The sequence below is a fragment of the Corallococcus sp. AB018 genome, from assembly GCF_003986945.1.
GTDB classification, from domain to species: domain Bacteria; phylum Myxococcota; class Myxococcia; order Myxococcales; family Myxococcaceae; genus Corallococcus; species Corallococcus exiguus.
In genome coordinates this window covers 1-16,947 of sequence record NZ_RAWR01000227.1, presented here as the reverse complement: position 1 = coordinate 16,947, position 16,947 = coordinate 1, and the positions used below count along the sequence as shown (strand labels likewise).

Here is a 16,947-nt window from a genome sequence, read left to right as displayed (position 1 = left end):
GCCTCCTCCACCCTCGCCGCCATCTTCTTCCGTCTCGCGGTGGATGAACATCACCACGTCGGCGTCCTGCTCGATGGAGCCGGACTCACGCAGGTCGGACAGCATGGGCTTGCCGCCCTTGCGCTCCTCCACCTTACGGCTGAGCTGGCTGAGCGCGATGATGGGCACCTCCAGCTCCTTGGCCAGCTGCTTGAGCGCGCGGGAGATTTCAGCGACTTCCAGCTGGCGGCTCTCCACCTTGCCCTTCTGGTGCATCAGCTGGAGGTAGTCGATGACGAGCAGCGACAGGCGCGGGTCCTTCTGCTTCACGCGCCGCGCCTTCGCGCGCAGGTCGAACGGGGACAGGCCGCCGGAGTCGTCGATGTAGATGGGGGCGTTGTAGAGCGCGCCCGCCATCTCCTGGAACTTCTCCTCGTCGTGCGGGGACAGCCGGCCGCCGCGCAGCTTCTTCATGTCCACGCGCGCCGTGGACGCGAGCAGACGCATGAGCAGCTGATCCGCGGGCATTTCCAGGCTGAAGATGCCGACGGCCTTGTTCTCCTTCAGCGCCGCGTGCACCGCGATGTTCATGGCGAAGGACGTCTTGCCCACGCCGGGACGCGCCGCGAGGATGATGAGCTCACCGGCGTGCAGGCCGGTCAGCTGATTGTCCAGGTCGATGTAGCCCGTGGACAGACCGGTCACGCCGGTGTTCGCGGTCTTCATCTTGTCCAGCAGGTCGAGCGTCTGCTCCATCAGCTCGCTGACCGGACGCAGGTCGCCTTCGCGCTTCTTCTCCGCGAGGAGGAAGACCTTGCGCTCGGCCTCGTCGAGCAGGACGTCCAGCTCGCCCGTCTCCTGGCTGGCGAGCTCTTGGATCTCCCGGCCCACGTTGGCCAGGCGCCGGCGCAGCGCCTGGTCCTTGACGATGTGGGCGTACTGGACGGCGTTGGCCGCCAGCGGGACGACCTGGTCCAGGCCCATCAGGTACGCGGGGCCGCCCACCGAGACGAGCTGGCCCAGGACCTTGAGCTCCTCCGCGAGCGTCAGGTGGTCCACCTGCTTGCTCTGCTGATCCAACCGCATCATCGCGGAGAAGATCTGTGCGTGCGAAGGGCTGGCGAAGTCGTCCGCGTGGACGACCTCCGCCACGGGCGTGATGAGCCCGTTGTCCGCCAGCACGGCGCCCAGCACCGCACGCTCCGCGGCGAGATCCTCGTGGACCCGCCGACCTTCCCTACCGTCCAGGACGTTCTGCATGGCTGCTTGGAACCTCTACAGGCAGCGTCTGACACGGTCCAGCGGACGTCCAGTTTCCTGCAACAGTCCTGTAGCAACCGGTAGGTCCGAGAGGGATGCCGCGACCCGCCGTGGCACCTCCGCCCGGCCTCCAGGTGAACCGACCCCGCGCGTCGGGCTATTCGGCGGCGCCCCACTGCTGGAGGAAGGCCTCCCGGTAGGTGCGACTGAGGATCACCGTGGAGCTGTCCTTGAGCACCAGGATGCCGTCCCCATGCGTCCACGGCTCCAGGCGGGCCACGGCCTCCAGGTTCACCAGGTCGCCGCGGTGCACGCGCACGAAGCGGGTGGGGTCCAGGCGCTCCTCCAGGGCCCGCAGCGTCTGGCGCACCAGGTGTTCGCCCTGGGCGGTGAAGAGCCGCACGTACTTGTCCTCCGACGACAGGCGCCACACGGTGTCCAGGCGCAGGGGCACCCAGCCCTCGCCCACCTTCACCACCAGCCGCTCCAGCGGGCGTTCCGGGCGGGCCTTCGCCACCGTGGCGAACAGGGCGTCCATCGCGGCCGAGCCGCGCGTGCCCGCGCTCAGCAGCACATGGGCCTTGTCGAGCGCCCGGGTGAAGCGGCCCGCGTCATAGGGCTTGAGGAGGTAGTCCGCCGCGTGGGCCTCGAAGGCCTGGAGCGCGAAGCGCTCGTAGGCGGTGGAGAAGATGACCGCGGGGCAGGCGTCCGGCCCGAGCGCCTCCAGGACCTCGAAGCCGGTGAGGCCGGGCATCTGCACGTCCAGCACCACCAGGTCCGGCCGCAGCGACTCGATGCGCGCGAGCGCCTCCGTGCCGTCCGAGGCCTCGCCCACGCAGGTGAAGCGCGCGTCGTCCGCCAGCAGGCGCTTCACCTTCGCGCGAGCGGGCGCCTCGTCGTCCACCACCAGCACGCGGAACACCGTCATGCGACCTCCACCCGGGGCAGCCACACCGTCACGCGCGCGCCACCCTCCGGTCCCGCGCCGCGCTCCAGCCGTGCCCTGTCTCCGTGCAGCAGCGTGAGCACGCGCTCCAACTGCATCAGCCCCACGCCAGGTCCGGAGGCAGGGGAGGGCGCCCCGAAGCCGCGCCCGGTGTCCTCCACCTCCAGCGCCCAGCGGTCCGTTTCAGCACGCGCGCGGATGCGCACCTCCAGCGCGCCGCGCAGGTCCTGGTTGTGCTTCACCGCGTTCTCCACCAGCGTCTGCAACGCGAAGCAGGGCACGCGTTGGGTCTCCAGGCCCGGCGCCACGTCCCAGCGCACGTCCAACCGGTCGCCGAAGCGCGCCGCGAGCAATGCGACGAAGCGCTCGGTGTGCCCGCGCTCCTCGGCCAGCGTCCAGGTGGGCTCGGTGCGCTCCAGGCTCGCGCGCAGGAGCTGGCCCAGGTCGCTCAAGAGCCGGTCCGTGCGCGGCAGGTCCTCGTACATCACCGACCCGATGGTGTGCAGCGCGTTGAAGAGGAAGTGCGGGTGCAGCTGGCCCGTGAGCGACTGGAGTTGCGCGGCCCGCAGCTCGCCCTCCAGCTCCGCCGAGCGCAGCGCCCGGGCCTGCCGCTGTCGCCACTCGTACAGGAGCGAGATGACCGCGCAGCCCAGGCCGTAGGTAATCAGGTCCTTCTGCGCCTCCATGGGGAGCGCGTACACGGGAGGCCCCAGGTCGTAGTCCCCCAGCTCCAGCAGCGCGTAGATGCCATGCCGCAGCCCCGCCATCAGCGCGATGTGCAGCGACGTGAAGAGGCTGAACGCCGCCGCGTGGATGCCCAGGAAGCGCGTCCAGCCCACGCGAGGGGCCGGCGCGTTGAGCACCGCCGTCATCAGGACGGGGAGCAGCAGCGTGACGGCGAGCGCGCTGGTCATCTCCCAGATGAACGCCGGCGCCCAATGGCCCGGATGCGGCCGCATCAGCTGCATCAGCCGCACCGCGCTGCCCTGCCACACGCCCAGGGCCAGCCCGAACGCCAGGACCTTCAGCGCCGGACGCAAGCGCAGCCGGGGCCAGCGCCACCGCGTGGATGGAACGTCCTCCCAGGCCCTCACCCCACGGCCTCTTGCGCCAGGACGGCCGGACGCGCGGCGCGGGGCTTCATGCCGAAGAGCGGCCGGAGCCAGGCCACGCGGGACACGCCTTCACACAGCGCCAGCGTGACGGCGAAGGACAGCGTGAGCACCGCGAGGAGCATGGCCCAGGGCCCCACTGGCAGGCGCAGGCACAGGTAGCCCACGCAGAGGATGACCGTCTGGTGGAAGATGTAGAACGGATACGAAAGCGCCTGCGCGTGCGAAAGCCACGCGGGGGCCGTGCGCACGTGGTGCCGCGCCCATGCCATCGCCGTCAGCAGCCCGCTCCAGATGAGCACCGTGCCCCCCATGATGGCGGGCACCACCGGCATCACCGGCCACGGCCACACCAGCTCCACCACGAGCGCCGCCAACGCCACGGCCAGCAGCACGTGGCGCAGCGCCACCAGCCGGCCCCACACACCCGGGCAGCGGCCCAGCAGGTGGCCATAGAGGAACAGCAGTCCGTAGTGCACGAACGTGCGCGGATCATCCAGCAGCGCGTGCGTCTCCGGGAAGTCGCGCAGCAGCACCCGGTTGAGCGCCAGCGGCACCACGAGCCACAGCACGTTCACTCCACGCGACAGCCACGCGTCCGCCCACGTGAGGAACCGTCCCCCGGCCTGCGTGCGCAGCGCCGCGAAGAGGGGCAGGGCCAGGAGGCAGTAGACGAACAGGTAGGCCACGAACCACAGATGGTGCCAGCTGAAGCTGCCCGCGGGGTAGGGCACGAAGTCGAACACCGTCGGGTAGAACGCGGCGTAGCTCCCCTGGATGCGGCCCTGGAACAGCCGCTCCACGTAGATCTGCGGCGGCACCACCACGAACATGCCGAACACCAGCGGCAACAACAGCCGCTTCGTCCGGTCCTTCGTGAACGCCCTCAAGGAGCGCCGCCGGAGCGCGAACGCGGTGCCCGCGCCGGAGATGACCATCAGCAGCGGCATGCGCACCAGGTGCAGCACCCCCATGACAGGCTCCAGCAGCGGCAGCGCCTGGGGGCTCTTGATGTGCCACTCCCAGGTGTTGAACATCATCCCGGTGTGGAACAGGTGCAGCACCACGATGGCCAGCACCCGGAGCCAGTCCAGGTCGGGGTGGTGCGCGGCGGCGGGGCGGATTGGGGCGCTCACGTGGCGGAGACCTCCAGGCGGTGTCCGCCGCTGAAGTACCCACGCCTGGGGCCCTGCATCCACGCGGATGCCGTGAAACGGACCGCCAGCGGCGCGAGCCGGACGGCCTCCGCCCCGGAGACGCGAAAAGGGCCGCCCGGTTGCCCGGACGGCCCTTCCCTTGAAGCGATGGAGCGCTTCAGGTGATGCGGTGGACTACTCGGCCACCACGTCGACCTTGATCTTCGCCGTCACCTCGCGGTGCAGGCGGAGCTCCACTTCGTAGTTGCCCAGCGACTTGATGGGCTCGGCCAGGTGCAGCTGGCGGCGATCCACCTGCTGGCCCTGGGCCGCGAGCGCCTCGGCGATGTCCAGCACCGTGACGGAGCCGAACAGCTTGTCCTGCTCGCCCACCTTGCGCTTGATGGTGACCTTGACGGCGCCCAGCTTCTTGGCCTGCTCGTCGGCAGCGCCCTTCAGCTTGGCGTTGCGCGCCGTGTGCACGGCCTTCTCGTGCTCCAGCTGACGCAGGTTCTGCTCGCTCGCCAGGACCGCCTTCTTGCGCGGCAGCAGGAAGTTACGGCCGAAGCCGTCCTTCACCGTGACGAGCTCGCCGGACTTGCCGAGGTTGTCGATGTCCTCACGCAGAATGACCTTCATGTTTCTGTCTCCTGTGTTGCGGACCGGCGACTAGCCGACCACCGCGTTGTAGGGGAGGAGCGCGATGCCGCGGGCGCGCTTGATGGCCACCGCCACCTCACGCTGGTGCTTCGCGCAGTTGCCGGAGATGCGGCGGGGGATGATCTTGCCGCGCTCGGTGACGAAGTACTTCAGCGTCGCCTGGTCCTTGAAGTCCACCGACGCGTTCTTCTCCGCGCAGAACCGGCAGACCTTCTTGCGGCCGAAGCCGCGGCCACCGCGCTTGTCGTCGTCGCCGCCCATGCCGCCGCGGTCGCCGCGATCACCACCACGGTCGCGGTCACCGCCGCGATCGCCACCACGGTCGCCACCGCGCGAACCGCCGCCGTAGCCGCCGCCACCGCCACCGGGGCCGCGGGAAGCGCCCGCGCCCTGCTTGCTATCCATGCCGTTGCTCATGAACGTTCTCGTTTCCTGGAAGGTTGGGTGAAGGTCTCGTCAGAGGCGTTACGCCTCCTCCGTGGACTCCTCTTCCGAATCGCCACCCGCGAACTCAGGCGTCTCGCTGCGGAAGCCACCCTCGCGCTCGACGGGAGCGCCCGGACGGGTCTCCTCGACGTCGCCGGCCAGCTTGAGGTCCTCGAGCACCGGACGGGACTCGGGATCCACCTCGTCCGCGATCTTCACGGAGATGTAGCGCGTGACGTCGTCGATGTTGCGCAGGTTGCGCTCGATCTCCGCCACCAGCTTGCCGTCACCCAGGAAGCTCGTGTGGACGTAGATGGCGCGGGGCTGCTTGGCCACGGGGAACAGGGTCTTCTTCTTCCCCCACACCGTGAAGCGGAGGACCTTGCCGCCCTCACGCGAAACGATGGTGCGGACGCGCTCCTTGAGCTTGTCCACGTTGTCGTCGGTCACGTCCGGCTTGACCAGGAAGATGGTCTCGTACTCACGAAGCCGCTTGGCGGCCTGCGTCTCTGCCATGTTTCTCTCCCCTTGGGGTCGAGTGCCCCCCGGACCATCCGGGGAGCGGGGAAACGGCCGGAGGCCCTCGAAGGCCACCACCGGGGACGGGAAATCCTCTCGCGCGCCCGTCACCATCGCGCCTTGGCCCGTGCGTGAACACGGGAAGCTTTGAAAGAACATCCACCGGAAAGCGTGGGACGCACTCCGGGGGAAGGGGCTTCTAAGAGGACCCCTCCTGGAAAGTCAAGGGGAGCCAGGGGGGCAACCAGCCGGCCCCGCGCTTCAGGCCTTGCGGTTGTGGCGGTTCATCGCCGTGGAGAGCCCGTCGCGCACCCAGCTCTCCGCCATGTCCGCCGCCTTCCCGACCAGCTCCTCCAACTGGCGGCGCTCGCCGTCGTCGAAGTTGGACAGGACGTAGCCCGCCACGCGCTCCTTGGCGTTGGGGCCCTCCGGCTTGCCAATGCCCACCCGTACGCGGATGAAGGCGTCCTCGCCCAGGCACTGCACCATGCTCTTGAGCCCGTTGTGCCCGCCCGCGCCGCCGCCCGCCTTGAGCTGCAGCCGCCCGAAGGGCAGATCCAACTCGTCGTGCACCACGAGCACGTCCTGCACTTCGACCTTGTAGAAGCGCGCGGCCTCCGCCACGGAGCGGCCGGACAGGTTCATGTACGTCTGCGGCTCCACGAAGAGGATGCGCTCGCCGCCCAGGCTCCCCTGGCCCACCCGCGCCTGGAACTTGTCCTGGGTGAGCTCCGCGCGGGCGCGCGACAGGAGCGCGTCCACCACCATGAACCCGACGTTGTGGCGGTGGCGCTCGTACTCGCGCCCGGGGTTGCCCAGCCCGCAGATGAGCTTCATGGAAGGCTCCAGAGGAGGGTGGGGACCTTGAAGGGCCTACACCCGGAAAAAGACAGCGGGGCAGGCCCTGGAAGAGGCCCGCCCCGCGAGGAGATACCGAACGGCGGAAGAGGACTACTTCTTCGCCGCGGCCTTGGCCGGGGCCTTGGCCGCGGCCGCCGCGGGGGCCTTCGCGTCGCCCGCCTTCGCGTCCGCCGCCTTGCCCGCCGCCGGGGCAGCAGCCGCCGCGGCCGCCGGAGCCGCCTCCGCCGCTTCCGGCGCGGCGAGGACCGCGATGGTGTAGTTGACGTGCGTCTTCACGGACACGCCCTCGGGGAGCTTCACGTCGTTCACGTGGATGGCTTCCGCGATCTGCAGATTGCTGACGTCCACTTCAATCTGGAGCGGGATGGCGCCGGGGAGCGCCCAGACCTCCAGGTTGCGGCGGATCTGCGTGAGCAGACCGCCCTCCGCCACGCCCGGGGCCTTGCCGGTGAGCACGACGGGGAGGTTCACCTTGACCTGCTCCTTCTCGCTCACGGCGATGAAGTCCGCGTGCAGGATGTCGCGGGTGAGCGGATCCATCTGGTAGTCCTTCAGCAGGACCTGCTGCTCATTGCCGGCCAGCTTCAGCTGGATGAGCGTGTTCAGCTTGTGCGGGGTGTTGATGGCCGTGCGGATGGCCTTGGGGTCCACGGAGATGTGCAGCGGCGCCTTCAGGTGCTTGCCGTAGACGACGGCGGGAACCTGGCCGGACGCACGCAGGCGGCGGGCAATGCCCTTGCCGGAACCTTCACGGGCCTGCGCTTCGAGGGTGCTCTTGTCGGTGGCCATGGAAATCTCTCTTTATCGGTGGGTACCGCGGTGTTCACCGGCGTCTGGGCGCCCTCGGCATCCCACCCCCATGGTGGGCCCCGAAGACGGCGCCCGGGCCGTTGTGACGGGCCCATGGAACCGGTGGAGGGGGCCGGACATGCCAGCCCCCGGGGTCCTTCGTCAAGCCGCCCGGACTCCAGGCGGCTCTCAAGCTCGGACGGACTTCAGACGAACAGCGAGCTCAGCGAGTCCGCGCGGTGGATGCGCGCGATGGCTTCCCCGAAGAGGGCGTCCGTCTGCAGGGCGCGGATCTTCGGGCACGCCTTGGCGTTGGCCGCGAGCGGCACCGTGTCCGTGAAGACGACCTCCTCCAGGACGGAGTCGGTGATGCGCTGGATGGCGGGGCCGGACAGGATGGGGTGCACCGCGTACGCGAGCACCCGGCGCGCGCCCTTGTCCTTCAGCGCGAGGGCCGCCTGGGCGAGCGTGCCCGCGGTGTCCACCATGTCGTCTACCAGGATGGCGTCCTTGCCGTTCACGTCGCCAATGAGGTTCATCACCTCCGAGGCGTTGGGGCGCGGGCGGCGCTTGTCGATGATGGCCAGCCCCGTGTTCAGCCGCTTGGAGTAGGCGCGCGCGCGCTCCACGCCGCCGGCGTCCGGGCTGACGATGACCAGCTCGCTCGACTCCGTGAAGCGCTTGCGGATGTCCTCCAGGAACACCGGCGAGCCGTAGAGATGATCCGAGGGCATGTTGAAGAAGCCCTGGATCTGCCCGGCGTGCATGTCCATGGACACCACCCGGTTGACGCCCGCGACCTCCAGCATGTCCGCCACCAGCTTGGCGGTGATGGGCGTGCGGGCCGCCACCTTCCGGTCCTGTCGCGCGTACCCGTAGTACGGCATCACGGCGGTGATGGAGCCGGCGCTCGCCCGCTTGAGGGCGTCGCACATGATCAGCAGCTCCATCAGGTGGTGATTCGTCGGCGGACAGGTGGACTGGACGATGAACACGTCCTGTCCTCGCACGTTCTCGCCGATCTCGACGTGGATCTCCCCGTCGGAGAACGTGTCCACCACCGCGTTGCCCAGGGGCCGCTGGAGGTATTCGCAGATGCGCTGCGCCAACGCCGGGTTCGAGTTCCCGGCGAACACCTTGAAGTCACGCGACGGCTGCATGGGGGCGCTGACTAACCCGTGCGCGCCCCGAATGGAAGTTCGTTAGTCGAGTTCAGCCGCCACGGGACCGAGCGTCCCGTTCTGCGCCTGGTGAAGGTGTTTCTCGTACTCGATGAGGATGACCCGCTCCATCTGGCTTCGCGTGTCCGCGTTCAACGGATGGGCGATGTCCTTGTAGGTCCCGTCCTTCCGTTTTTTCGCGGGCATCGCGATGAAGAGCCCGGTGGAGCCGTGGATCACCTTCAGGTCGCGCACGACGAAGCAGTGATCCAGGGTGATGGTGACGTACGCCTTGAGCTTGTCCTCTTCGACCGGAAACACCCGGACGTCGGTGATGTTCATGGTCCCCCCCCGAACCTGGAAGGCCGGAGCTACGGGGAAGCCTGGGACAGACTGAAGGTGAAAAGCAAGCACCCCCTACCTGTCGCGCTGGGGACCGTTCACTGGGCCTCCAGCCGTCATGCCCCGAAGGGCCAATGACTCACCAGGTGGGCGAGGAAGGCCAGGTGGTAGACCACGATGATGGCGTAGACGATGGCGCCCGCGCGGATGGCGAGGCGGCTGGCCTTGAGCCGGCGGTGCAGGCACAGCAGGCACAGCCCCGCGTTCACGATGAGCAGCTTGGAGAACATGAAGAGCAGCGGTGACTGCTCGTACGCCACGCGCATCACCGGGTTGAGCTCCTCCGCCACCCCCAGCTGCAGGAAGAGCAGGGTGAACAGCCCGTCCAACAGGTTCAGCATGAGCAGCGCCACCGACGCCGGTGACGTGTAGAAAGAAGCCTGCTGCGCCCAACTCCCCGCCTGCACCTCGTTCGCCGTCGCCGCCACGCCCCACCCCCAAGGTTCCCGTCCTGCTACCTGGAGCCAGGGCTATTCAAATCCCTTGCCAGGGCTTCCGGGACTTCATGGGAAGCAGCCGGGCAGGCGGCGGAGGCGGGGGCTTGCCGGCCTGGAAACGAAATTGACGGGAAGGGATGGGTCGCGGAGATTCGCCCCGCCCAGCCACACCGAGACGAGTGCCCATTGCATCAATTCCCCAAAGATATCGGGTGGATAGAGGTCATCTGCGGATCGATGTTCTCCGGCAAGACGGAGGAGTTGATCCGTCGCGTCAAGCGCGCGCTGTACGGCCGGCAGAAGGTGCGCGTGTTCAAGCCGCGCATCGACACCCGCTACGACGACACGCAGGTGGTCAGCCACAGCCAGTTGAAATTGACGTCCCTGCCTATCGAAAGGGCTGAAGAAATTTTCCGGCACCTGTCCCCCGACACGCAGGTGGTGGGCATCGACGAGGTGCAGTTCCTGGGCGGAGAAGTGGTGCAGGTGTGCGAGGCGCTCGCCCAACGGGGCATGCGCGTCATCTGCGCGGGCCTGGACCAGGACTACCAGGGGCGCCCCTTCGAGCCGATGCCGCAGCTGATGGCGGTGGCGGAGTACGTGACGAAGGAGCTGGCCATCTGCGCGGTGTGCGGGAACCCGGCCAACCGTTCGCAGCGCATCATTGGCAGCGAGGAGCGGGTGGTGGTGGGCGCGGCGGGTGCCTACGAGCCGCGCTGCCGCAAGTGTCACGTGGCGGAACCCGCGGAGGCGAGCCCTCCGCAGACGCTGAAGCTGTTCGACTGAAAGCCTCAATCCGCCTGTCACCGGCGCGGGAGCCCCATCCGATGCGCGACACTCTCTACGCGAACGTGCCGTTCAAGTTGAACGAGATGGCCCACCACTATGGTCCCAGCGTCCACCTGGTGGGAAATCCGTTTCTCCTCTCCCAACTGGCCACGCTGTGCGCCAAGGGCACGCTGCAGCCGCAGATCAACCGGCTGGTGGAGCAGCTCTACGCGGACCTGGTGAAGACGGTCATCAACGCGGAGTTCCCGCGCAAGATGGTGACCATTCCCACCCGCATGATCGACTCCACGCCCCTGGGCATCTACCAGGGCGAGGTGGTGGACCCGCAGCTGCGCGTGGTGACGGTGAACATCGCGCGGGCGGGCACGCTGCCGTCGCAGGTGACGTATGACCTGCTCAACTTCACGGTGGATCCGTCCCTGGTGCGCCAGGACCACATCATCATGAGCCGGATGATCGACGCGGCCCAGGCGGTGGTGGGTTCGGAGATTGGCGGCGCGAAGATTGGCGGGGACGTGGATGACGCGTTCGTGCTGTTCCCGGACCCCATGGGGGCCACGGGCGGCAGCCTGGCCACGGCCATCCAGCTGTACAAGACGAGGGTGCCCGGGAAGGCCCGGCGCATCATCACGCTCAACCTCATCGTCACGCCGGAGTACCTGCGCCGGATGACGACGGAGCACCCGGACGTCATCATCTACGCGCTCCGTCTGGACCGCGGCCTGTCCCCGCCGGAGGTGTTCGGCACCGCGCCGGGCCTGCTCTGGGAGAAGGAGCGGGGCCTGGATGACCGTCAGTACATCGTCCCCGGCGGCGGCGGCTTCGGGGAGATCATGAACAACGCCTACGTGTAGAGGGAGCACCCGGTGACGACGTTCCACGAGAAGGATGTCGGCGTCCTCATCTCCGAGGAGGCCGTGCAGGCGCGCGTGAAGGAGCTGGGCGCGCAGATTACCCGCGACTACGAGGGCAAGGAGCTGACGCTCATCTGCGTGCTCAAGGGCTCCGCGTTCTTCGCCATCGACCTGGCGCGCGCCATTGACTTGCCGCTGACGCTCGAGTTCCTGGGCGTGTCCAGCTACCACGGCGGTACGGAGTCCACGGGCGAGGTGCGCATCACCACGGACGTGTCCAAGCCGATGGCGGGCAAGCACCTGCTCATCATCGAGGACATCATCGACACGGGGCTCACCATGAGCTTCCTCCTGGAGAACCTCCGGGCGCGGCACCCGGCGTCGGTGAAGATCTGCTCGCTGCTGGAGAAGCCCGCGCGGGCCAAGGCGAAGGTGGAAATCGACTACAAGGGCTTCGTCATCGAGGACAAGTTCGTCGTCGGGTACGGCCTGGACTACGGCGAGAAGTACCGGAACCTGCCGTTCATCGGCATCTGGAAGCACGTCTGAGAAACGCCTGATGGGCTCGGGTGCCCCTCCCTTCGGGGTGGGGGCCTCGGGACTGCGAGGGCCTTGTCCATGCGCCGCACGGCGGCCGTGTGCAGGGCCCTCACGCGTTGTGGGGCGCACGCATGCACAGCCTCTCCTCTGGACCCCTGAGGAGGCTTGAACATGCGAGACGGAAACGTGAGGGCCGCCCGGACGGCCCCCACCAATGGCGACGCGATGCAGAAGTACCTGGCGGAAGCGGTGGGCACCTTCGTGCTGGTGCTCGGAGGCGTTGGGGCGGCGGTGCTGGCGGGCGACCGCATCGGCTTCCTGGGCGTGGCCTTCGCCTTCGGGCTGTCGCTGCTGGCCATGGTGTACACGATTGGCCCCATCTCCGGCTGCCACGTGAACCCGGCCGTGACGGTGGGCCTGATGATGGCGGGCAAGTTCGACAAGCGGCACCTGGCTGGCTACGTCATCGCGCAGTGCGTGGGCGCCATCCTCGCCGCGGGCGTGGTGCTGCTCATCGCGAAGGGCGCGCCGGGCGGGTACTCCGCGGGTGCGGAGGGGCTGGGCAGCAACGGCTACGGGGTGGCGTCGCCGGAGGGCTACGGCGGCGGGGCGGCCTTCATCGCGGAGGTGGTGCTCACCTTCCTGCTGGTGCTGACGGTGCTGGGGGCCACGGACTCGCGGGCGCCGGTGGGCTTCGCGGGCGTGGCCATTGGCCTGGTGCTGACGCTCATCCACCTGGTGGGCATCCCCATCACCAACACGTCGGTGAACCCGGCGCGCAGCCTGGGCCCGGCGCTGTTCGCCGGAGGCGACGCCCTGCGCCAGCTGTGGATGTTCATCATCGCGCCGCTGTTGGGGGCTGCCTTCGCGTCCGCAGTGTACCGGCTGGTGAACCGCCCGGCGGTGCAGATTACGGCCGCGCGCGCGGAGCAGGCGACGGACGAGGAGCGCCGGGAGCGCGTGGCGGGCCCGCGCGACGTGGAGCACCCCGTCTAAAGAGGGTTGGAAGCACGAAGGCCGTGCCTCGCTTCGTCGCGGGGCACGGCCTTTGTGTGTGAAGCAGGGGAGAGGCCTAGAAGGCGGCGTCGAAGACGACGTCGTTGGCGGCGCCCACGCCCACGGCGACCTGGTAGGACGACACGCGGCGCTCGAAGAAGTTGGTGAGCTCCTGCACGTCCTGCAGGTCCATGAAGTGCAGCGGGTTCTTGGTGTGGAAGACGGGGGCGATGCCCAGCATCTGCAGGCGCTGGTCGGCCACGTACTCCAGGTAGCCGCGCATCTCCTGTACGGAGAGGCCCATCACGCCGCCGCTCAGCAGGTCCTGGGCGAACTGCGTCTCGCACTCCACCGCGTCGCGCATCATCTGCACGACGTCCTTCTCCATGCCCGCGTCGAAGAGGTCCGGCTCCTCCTTGCGCGCGGTCTTGATGGCCTCGAAGGCGAAGGTCATGTGGGCGGACTCGTCGCGGAACACCCAGTTGGTGCCCGCGGCCAGACCGTTCAGCAGCCCCTTGCTGCGCAGGAAGTACACGTAGGCGAAGGCCGCGAAGAAGAAGAGTCCTTCAATGCAGCCCGCGAAGCAGATGAGGTTCAAGAGGAACTGGCGGCGGTCCGACTTGGAACGGACCTGATCCAGCGCCTGGATGCTGTCCATCCACTTCATGCAGAAGCGCGCCTTGCGCTGGATGGACGGGATGTTGTCCACCGCCGCGAAGGCCTTGGCGCGCTCCGCCGGGTCCGGCACGTAGCTGTCCAGCAGCGTCAGGTAGAACTGGACGTGCAGGGCCTCTTCATAGAGCTGGCGCGACAGGTACATGCGCGCTTCGGGCGCGTTCAGGTGCTTGTAGAGGTTGAGCACCAGGTTGTTGCCGACGATGGAGTCGCCCGTGGCGAAGAAGGCCACCAGCCGGTGGATGAGGTGACGCTCCGCGTCCGTCATCTTCGAGCGCAGGTCCACCAGGTCCGTGGAGAAGTCGATCTCCTCCACCGTCCAGGTGTTCTTGATGGCGTTGCGGTACATCTCGAAGAAGACGGGATACGCCATGGGGCGCAGCGTCAGGTTCATTCCCGGATCGAGCAGCATTGCTTCGGTACTCCCTTACTCACACGACGACAGGGGACAGCAGGGTGGGGACCGCCAGGGACTACTGGCAGGCCTCGCACGCCTCGGGGTTCTCCAGCGAGCACGCCACCGCTTCCGCCTCCGCCGTCACCACCTGCGGCGCGGGCGTGGGGGCGGCCGTCATCGTCGGGCCGCCCTGGCCCACGGTGGCCTTGGCGATGCGGGTCGCCGGGCGCGAGCGCATGTAATACGTGGTCTTCAGCCCCTTCTGCCACGCGTAGAAGTACATCGAGGACAGCTTCCCGATGTTGGGCGTCTCCACGAAGAGGTTGAGCGACTGGCTCTGGTCGATGAAGGCGCCGCGGTCCGCGCCCATGTCCAGCAGCGCGCGCATGGGGAGCTCCCACGCGGTGCGGTAGATGGCGCGCAGCGCCTCCGGCAGCTCCGTGAGGTCCTGCACGCTGCCTTCGGCCAGCTTGATGCGGTTGCGGGTGCTCTCGTTCCAGAGGCCCAGTTGCTGCAGGTCGCGCACCAGGTAGCGGTTCACCTGGAGGAAGTCACCGGACAGCGTCTCCCGCTTGAAGAGGTTGGACACCTGCGGCTCGATGCACTCGTAGCAGCCGGCGATGGACGCGATGGTGGCCGTGGGCGCGATGGCGATCATCAGCGAGTTGCGCAGGCCCACCTTCATGATGCGCGAGCGCAGCGCGTCCCAGCGCAGCGTGTCCTCCGGGACGATGCCCCAGCTGTCGAACTGGAGCTCGCCCTTGGCCGCGCGCGTCTCCGGGAAGGACGGGTGCGCGCCGAACTGCTCCGCCAGGTCGGAGGAGGTGACGAGCGCCGCGTAGTAGATCTCCTCCGAAATCTTCTTGGACAGGTTGCGCGCCTCCACGGAGTCGAAGGGCAGGCGCAGCTGGAAGAAGACGTCCTGGAGGCCCATCAGGCCCAGGCCCACCGGGCGCCAGCGGCGGTTGGAGTCCGCGGCGGTGGGGATGGGGTAGTAGTTGAGGTCGATGACGCGGTCCAACTGCTTGAGCGCGAGCATCGCGTTGGAGCGCAGCTGGTCGAAGTCGAACTTCCCGTCCTTCACCATGCGGCCCAGGTTGAGCGAGCCCAGGTTGCACACCGCCGTCTCACCCTGGCTCGTGACCTCCAGGATTTCGGTGCACAGGTTGGACAGGTGGATGACGTTGCCCGGCTGGCCCGTCTGGTTGCTCTTGCGGTTGCAGATGTCCTTGAAGGTCATCCAGCCGTTGCCCGTCTGGGCCAGCACCTTCATCATCCGGGCGTACAGGTCGCGCGCCTTCACCTTGCGCACGGCGTGGCCCTGCGCTTCGGCCTCCGCGTAGGCCTTCTCGAAGGCCTCGCCGAAGAGGTCGGTGAGGTGGGGCGTCGTCTTCGGGTCGAAGAGGCTCCACTCCTGGTCGGCCTCCACGCGGCGCATGAAGAGGTCCGGCACCCAGTTGGCCAGGTTCAGGTTGTGCGCGCGGCGGGCCTCGTCACCGGTGTTGTCGCGCAGCTCGAGGAAGTCCTCGATGTCCGCGTGCCACGTCTCCAGGTACACGCAGCACGCGCCCTTGCGCTTGCCGCCCTGGTTCACCGCCGCCACGGACGCGTCCAGCGTCTTGAGCCACGGGACGATGCCGTTGGAGTGGCCGTTGGTGGACTTGATGAGCGAGCCGCGCGCGCGCACGCGGTGGTACGCCACGCCGATGCCGCCGCTGAACTTCGACAGCATCGCGATGTCCGAATACTTCTTGTAGATGGCGTCCAGCTCGTCCGCCGGCGAGTCCAGGAGGAAGCAGCTGGAGAGCTGCTCGTGGCGCGTGCCGGAGTTGAACAGGGTGGGGGAGCTGGGCAGGTACTCCAGCGAGCTGAACAGGCGGTAGAGCTCGATGGCCTCGCGCGCGTTGTCGCCGGACAGGGAGCACGCCACGCGGAGGAAGAAGTCCTGCGGCGTCTCAATCACTTCGCGCGTCTGCGGGTTCTTGAGCAGGTAGCGGTCGTAGACGGTGCGCAGGCCGAAGTACTCGAACAGGTCGTTGCGGACCGGGTCGATGGCGGCGTTGAGCTTGCGCGCGTTGGCCTGGACGAAGGTGAGCAGGCGGTCCGCGATGAGGCCGTGCTTGTGGCCGGCGGCGACGGACTGGCTGAAGGACTGGATGTCCTGGTTGCTGACCTCCTTCTGCATGAAGGTGGAGAGCAGGCGCGCGGAGAGCCGGGCGTACTCGGGCTCCTCCACGATGAGCGCCGCGGCGGTCTGGATGGACAGGCTGTCCAGCTCCCGCGTGGTGGCGCCGTCATACAGGCCGCTGATGGTCTTGGTGGCCACGCGCATCACGTCCACGCGCGACAGGCCCACGCACGACTTGCCCACCGCGCGGACGATCTTGTTGAGGTCCACCGGCTCCGCCGTGCCGTTGCGCTTCTTCACCCGCATGGTGGTGGTGAAGTCGCCGGTGGCCGACGGGGCTTGCGTGGCGGGCGCCACGGCGGCGGAGTCGGGGGGTGGCGAGGCGACGGCGTTCGGCTTGAAAGGCGTCTGGACGGTCAAGGGCGTCTCACTTCCGGGCAAGGCAATGGCGTAGCCAGCAGGGCGGACTGCCCCGTAGATGACGGCTTCAGAGATAGGAGGGCGGGACTGCTTCTTCCGATCAGGACCCGATGGCCTTGAAACAGGAGGCCGACATGTAGCTATTTGTCGGACAGAAGCAGGCGTCGCGCAAGAAAACCACACTGCCTCCAGAGCTCAAGAGCAGCCGGCCGGAACCCCGGCCCGCCGCTCGGCGGCCCACAAGCTATGGGGGGGCATCCAGTGTGTCAACGCTAGATCCAGTAGGCGGCTGCCGGGTCAGTGGGATCGCGGCTTGCAATCTATGATCACACACGAGGGCCGATTTCGACGTCGGATGCAGGACATTTCTGGGTCCCAACGGAGCATGCCAGCCGCGTCTTTTTCATGGGGTCACCCAACCCCTGGAGATCAGGGCTGGGGGCCCGCGTCGGGGGTTGGGG

General features: G+C 68.1%; 18 protein-coding genes. 4 read left to right on the top strand and 14 right to left on the bottom strand.

Annotated features, from left to right (window positions below):
- The 12 genes from dnaB to D7Y11_RS35080 form a co-directional block, all read right to left on the bottom strand.
- Positions 1 to 1,239 (bottom strand): replicative DNA helicase (gene dnaB, locus D7Y11_RS35135; protein ID WP_126935857.1); only part of this gene is annotated, 1,239 nt, incomplete at its 3' end.
- A 157-nt stretch (positions 1,240 to 1,396) separates the two neighbouring features.
- A complete protein-coding gene (locus tag D7Y11_RS35130) occupies positions 1,397 to 2,167 on the bottom strand; it encodes a LytTR family DNA-binding domain-containing protein (protein ID WP_120579909.1) in 771 nt (256 codons plus the stop codon).
- On the bottom strand, positions 2,164 to 3,279 hold the full coding sequence (locus D7Y11_RS35125) for a sensor histidine kinase (protein ID WP_126935856.1): 1,116 nt from the start codon (positions 3,277 to 3,279) through the stop codon (positions 2,164 to 2,166). Before D7Y11_RS35125 ends, D7Y11_RS35130 begins: the two co-directional genes overlap by 4 nt.
- The gene (locus D7Y11_RS35120) at positions 3,276 to 4,433 is read right to left on the bottom strand and encodes an acyltransferase (protein ID WP_126935855.1); all 1,158 of its coding nucleotides are present in this window, start codon (positions 4,431 to 4,433) and stop codon (positions 3,276 to 3,278) included. The genes D7Y11_RS35125 and D7Y11_RS35120 overlap by 4 nt, the downstream gene beginning before the upstream one ends.
- Before the next feature lie 195 nt (positions 4,434 to 4,628).
- Positions 4,629 to 5,072, bottom strand: a complete 444-nt coding sequence (rplI, locus tag D7Y11_RS35115) for a 50S ribosomal protein L9 (RefSeq protein WP_126935854.1) — start codon at positions 5,070 to 5,072, stop codon at positions 4,629 to 4,631.
- 30 nt (positions 5,073 to 5,102) lie between these two features.
- The gene (gene rpsR / locus D7Y11_RS35110; protein WP_120524744.1) at positions 5,103 to 5,510 is read right to left on the bottom strand and encodes a 30S ribosomal protein S18; all 408 of its coding nucleotides are present in this window, start codon (positions 5,508 to 5,510) and stop codon (positions 5,103 to 5,105) included.
- A gap of 48 nt (positions 5,511 to 5,558) precedes the next feature.
- Complete coding sequence (gene rpsF / locus D7Y11_RS35105; RefSeq protein WP_120579913.1) at positions 5,559 to 6,035, bottom strand: 30S ribosomal protein S6; 477 nt, start codon at positions 6,033 to 6,035, stop codon at positions 5,559 to 5,561.
- 264 nt (positions 6,036 to 6,299) lie between these two features.
- Positions 6,300 to 6,875, bottom strand: a complete 576-nt coding sequence (gene pth / locus D7Y11_RS35100) for an aminoacyl-tRNA hydrolase (protein ID WP_120579914.1) — start codon at positions 6,873 to 6,875, stop codon at positions 6,300 to 6,302.
- A 114-nt stretch (positions 6,876 to 6,989) separates the two neighbouring features.
- Complete coding sequence (locus tag D7Y11_RS35095; protein ID WP_120579915.1) at positions 6,990 to 7,688, bottom strand: 50S ribosomal protein L25/general stress protein Ctc; 699 nt, start codon at positions 7,686 to 7,688, stop codon at positions 6,990 to 6,992.
- Positions 7,689 to 7,894: 206 nt separating this feature from the next.
- Positions 7,895 to 8,848, bottom strand: a complete 954-nt coding sequence (locus D7Y11_RS35090) for a ribose-phosphate pyrophosphokinase (RefSeq protein ID WP_120579916.1) — start codon at positions 8,846 to 8,848, stop codon at positions 7,895 to 7,897.
- A 42-nt stretch (positions 8,849 to 8,890) separates the two neighbouring features.
- Positions 8,891 to 9,190: a septation regulator SpoVG gene (gene spoVG, locus D7Y11_RS35085; RefSeq protein WP_014395244.1), complete on the bottom strand. Its 300-nt coding sequence runs from the start codon at positions 9,188 to 9,190 to the stop codon at positions 8,891 to 8,893.
- Positions 9,191 to 9,306: 116 nt separating this feature from the next.
- Positions 9,307 to 9,678: a DUF5658 family protein gene (locus tag D7Y11_RS35080; protein ID WP_120579917.1), complete on the bottom strand. Its 372-nt coding sequence runs from the start codon at positions 9,676 to 9,678 to the stop codon at positions 9,307 to 9,309.
- Between the two features lie 195 nt (positions 9,679 to 9,873).
- Between D7Y11_RS35080 and D7Y11_RS35075 the strand changes: the two genes are divergently transcribed.
- From D7Y11_RS35075 to aqpZ, 4 genes are all read left to right on the top strand, one after another.
- A complete protein-coding gene (locus tag D7Y11_RS35075; RefSeq protein ID WP_043321219.1) occupies positions 9,874 to 10,473 on the top strand; it encodes a thymidine kinase in 600 nt (199 codons plus the stop codon).
- Positions 10,474 to 10,514: 41 nt separating this feature from the next.
- A complete protein-coding gene (locus D7Y11_RS35070; RefSeq protein ID WP_120579918.1) occupies positions 10,515 to 11,330 on the top strand; it encodes a uracil phosphoribosyltransferase in 816 nt (271 codons plus the stop codon).
- Between the two features lie 12 nt (positions 11,331 to 11,342).
- Positions 11,343 to 11,879, top strand: coding sequence for a hypoxanthine phosphoribosyltransferase (hpt, locus tag D7Y11_RS35065; protein WP_120579919.1), 537 nt, complete (start codon positions 11,343 to 11,345; stop codon positions 11,877 to 11,879).
- Between the two features lie 162 nt (positions 11,880 to 12,041).
- Positions 12,042 to 12,866, top strand: coding sequence for an aquaporin Z (gene aqpZ, locus D7Y11_RS35060; protein WP_121755441.1), 825 nt, complete (start codon positions 12,042 to 12,044; stop codon positions 12,864 to 12,866).
- Between the two features lie 76 nt (positions 12,867 to 12,942).
- On the opposite strand, the gene D7Y11_RS35055 is transcribed toward aqpZ, so the two are convergent.
- Positions 12,943 to 13,953 (bottom strand): ribonucleotide-diphosphate reductase subunit beta, encoded by a 1,011-nt coding sequence (locus D7Y11_RS35055; RefSeq protein ID WP_120579921.1) that lies wholly within the window; start codon positions 13,951 to 13,953, stop codon positions 12,943 to 12,945.
- A 61-nt stretch (positions 13,954 to 14,014) separates the two neighbouring features.
- Positions 14,015 to 16,372, bottom strand: a complete 2,358-nt coding sequence (locus tag D7Y11_RS35050) for a ribonucleoside-diphosphate reductase subunit alpha (protein WP_171809648.1) — start codon at positions 16,370 to 16,372, stop codon at positions 14,015 to 14,017.
- Positions 16,373 to 16,947: the final 575 nt, after the last annotated feature.

Excerpts from the sequence above, each read along its gene's own strand:
- D7Y11_RS35130 (WP_120579909.1), bottom strand. The coding sequence starts at position 2,167 with ATGACGGTGTTCCGCGTGCTGGTGGTGGACGACGAGGCGCCCGCTCGC.
- rplI (WP_126935854.1), bottom strand. The coding sequence starts at position 5,072 with ATGAAGGTCATTCTGCGTGAGGACATCGACAACCTCGGCAAGTCCGGC.
- rpsR (WP_120524744.1), bottom strand. The coding sequence starts at position 5,510 with ATGAGCAACGGCATGGATAGCAAGCAGGGCGCGGGCGCTTCCCGCGGC.
- rpsF (WP_120579913.1), bottom strand. The coding sequence starts at position 6,035 with ATGGCAGAGACGCAGGCCGCCAAGCGGCTTCGTGAGTACGAGACCATC.
- pth (WP_120579914.1), bottom strand. The coding sequence starts at position 6,875 with ATGAAGCTCATCTGCGGGCTGGGCAACCCCGGGCGCGAGTACGAGCGC.
- D7Y11_RS35095 (WP_120579915.1), bottom strand. The coding sequence starts at position 7,688 with ATGGCCACCGACAAGAGCACCCTCGAAGCGCAGGCCCGTGAAGGTTCC.
- D7Y11_RS35090 (WP_120579916.1), bottom strand. The coding sequence starts at position 8,848 with ATGCAGCCGTCGCGTGACTTCAAGGTGTTCGCCGGGAACTCGAACCCG.
- spoVG (WP_014395244.1), bottom strand. The coding sequence starts at position 9,190 with ATGAACATCACCGACGTCCGGGTGTTTCCGGTCGAAGAGGACAAGCTC.
- D7Y11_RS35070 (WP_120579918.1), top strand. The coding sequence starts at position 10,515 with ATGCGCGACACTCTCTACGCGAACGTGCCGTTCAAGTTGAACGAGATG.
- aqpZ (WP_121755441.1), top strand. The coding sequence starts at position 12,042 with ATGCGAGACGGAAACGTGAGGGCCGCCCGGACGGCCCCCACCAATGGC.
- D7Y11_RS35055 (WP_120579921.1), bottom strand. The coding sequence starts at position 13,953 with ATGCTGCTCGATCCGGGAATGAACCTGACGCTGCGCCCCATGGCGTAT.
- D7Y11_RS35050 (WP_171809648.1), bottom strand. The coding sequence starts at position 16,372 with ATGCGGGTGAAGAAGCGCAACGGCACGGCGGAGCCGGTGGACCTCAAC.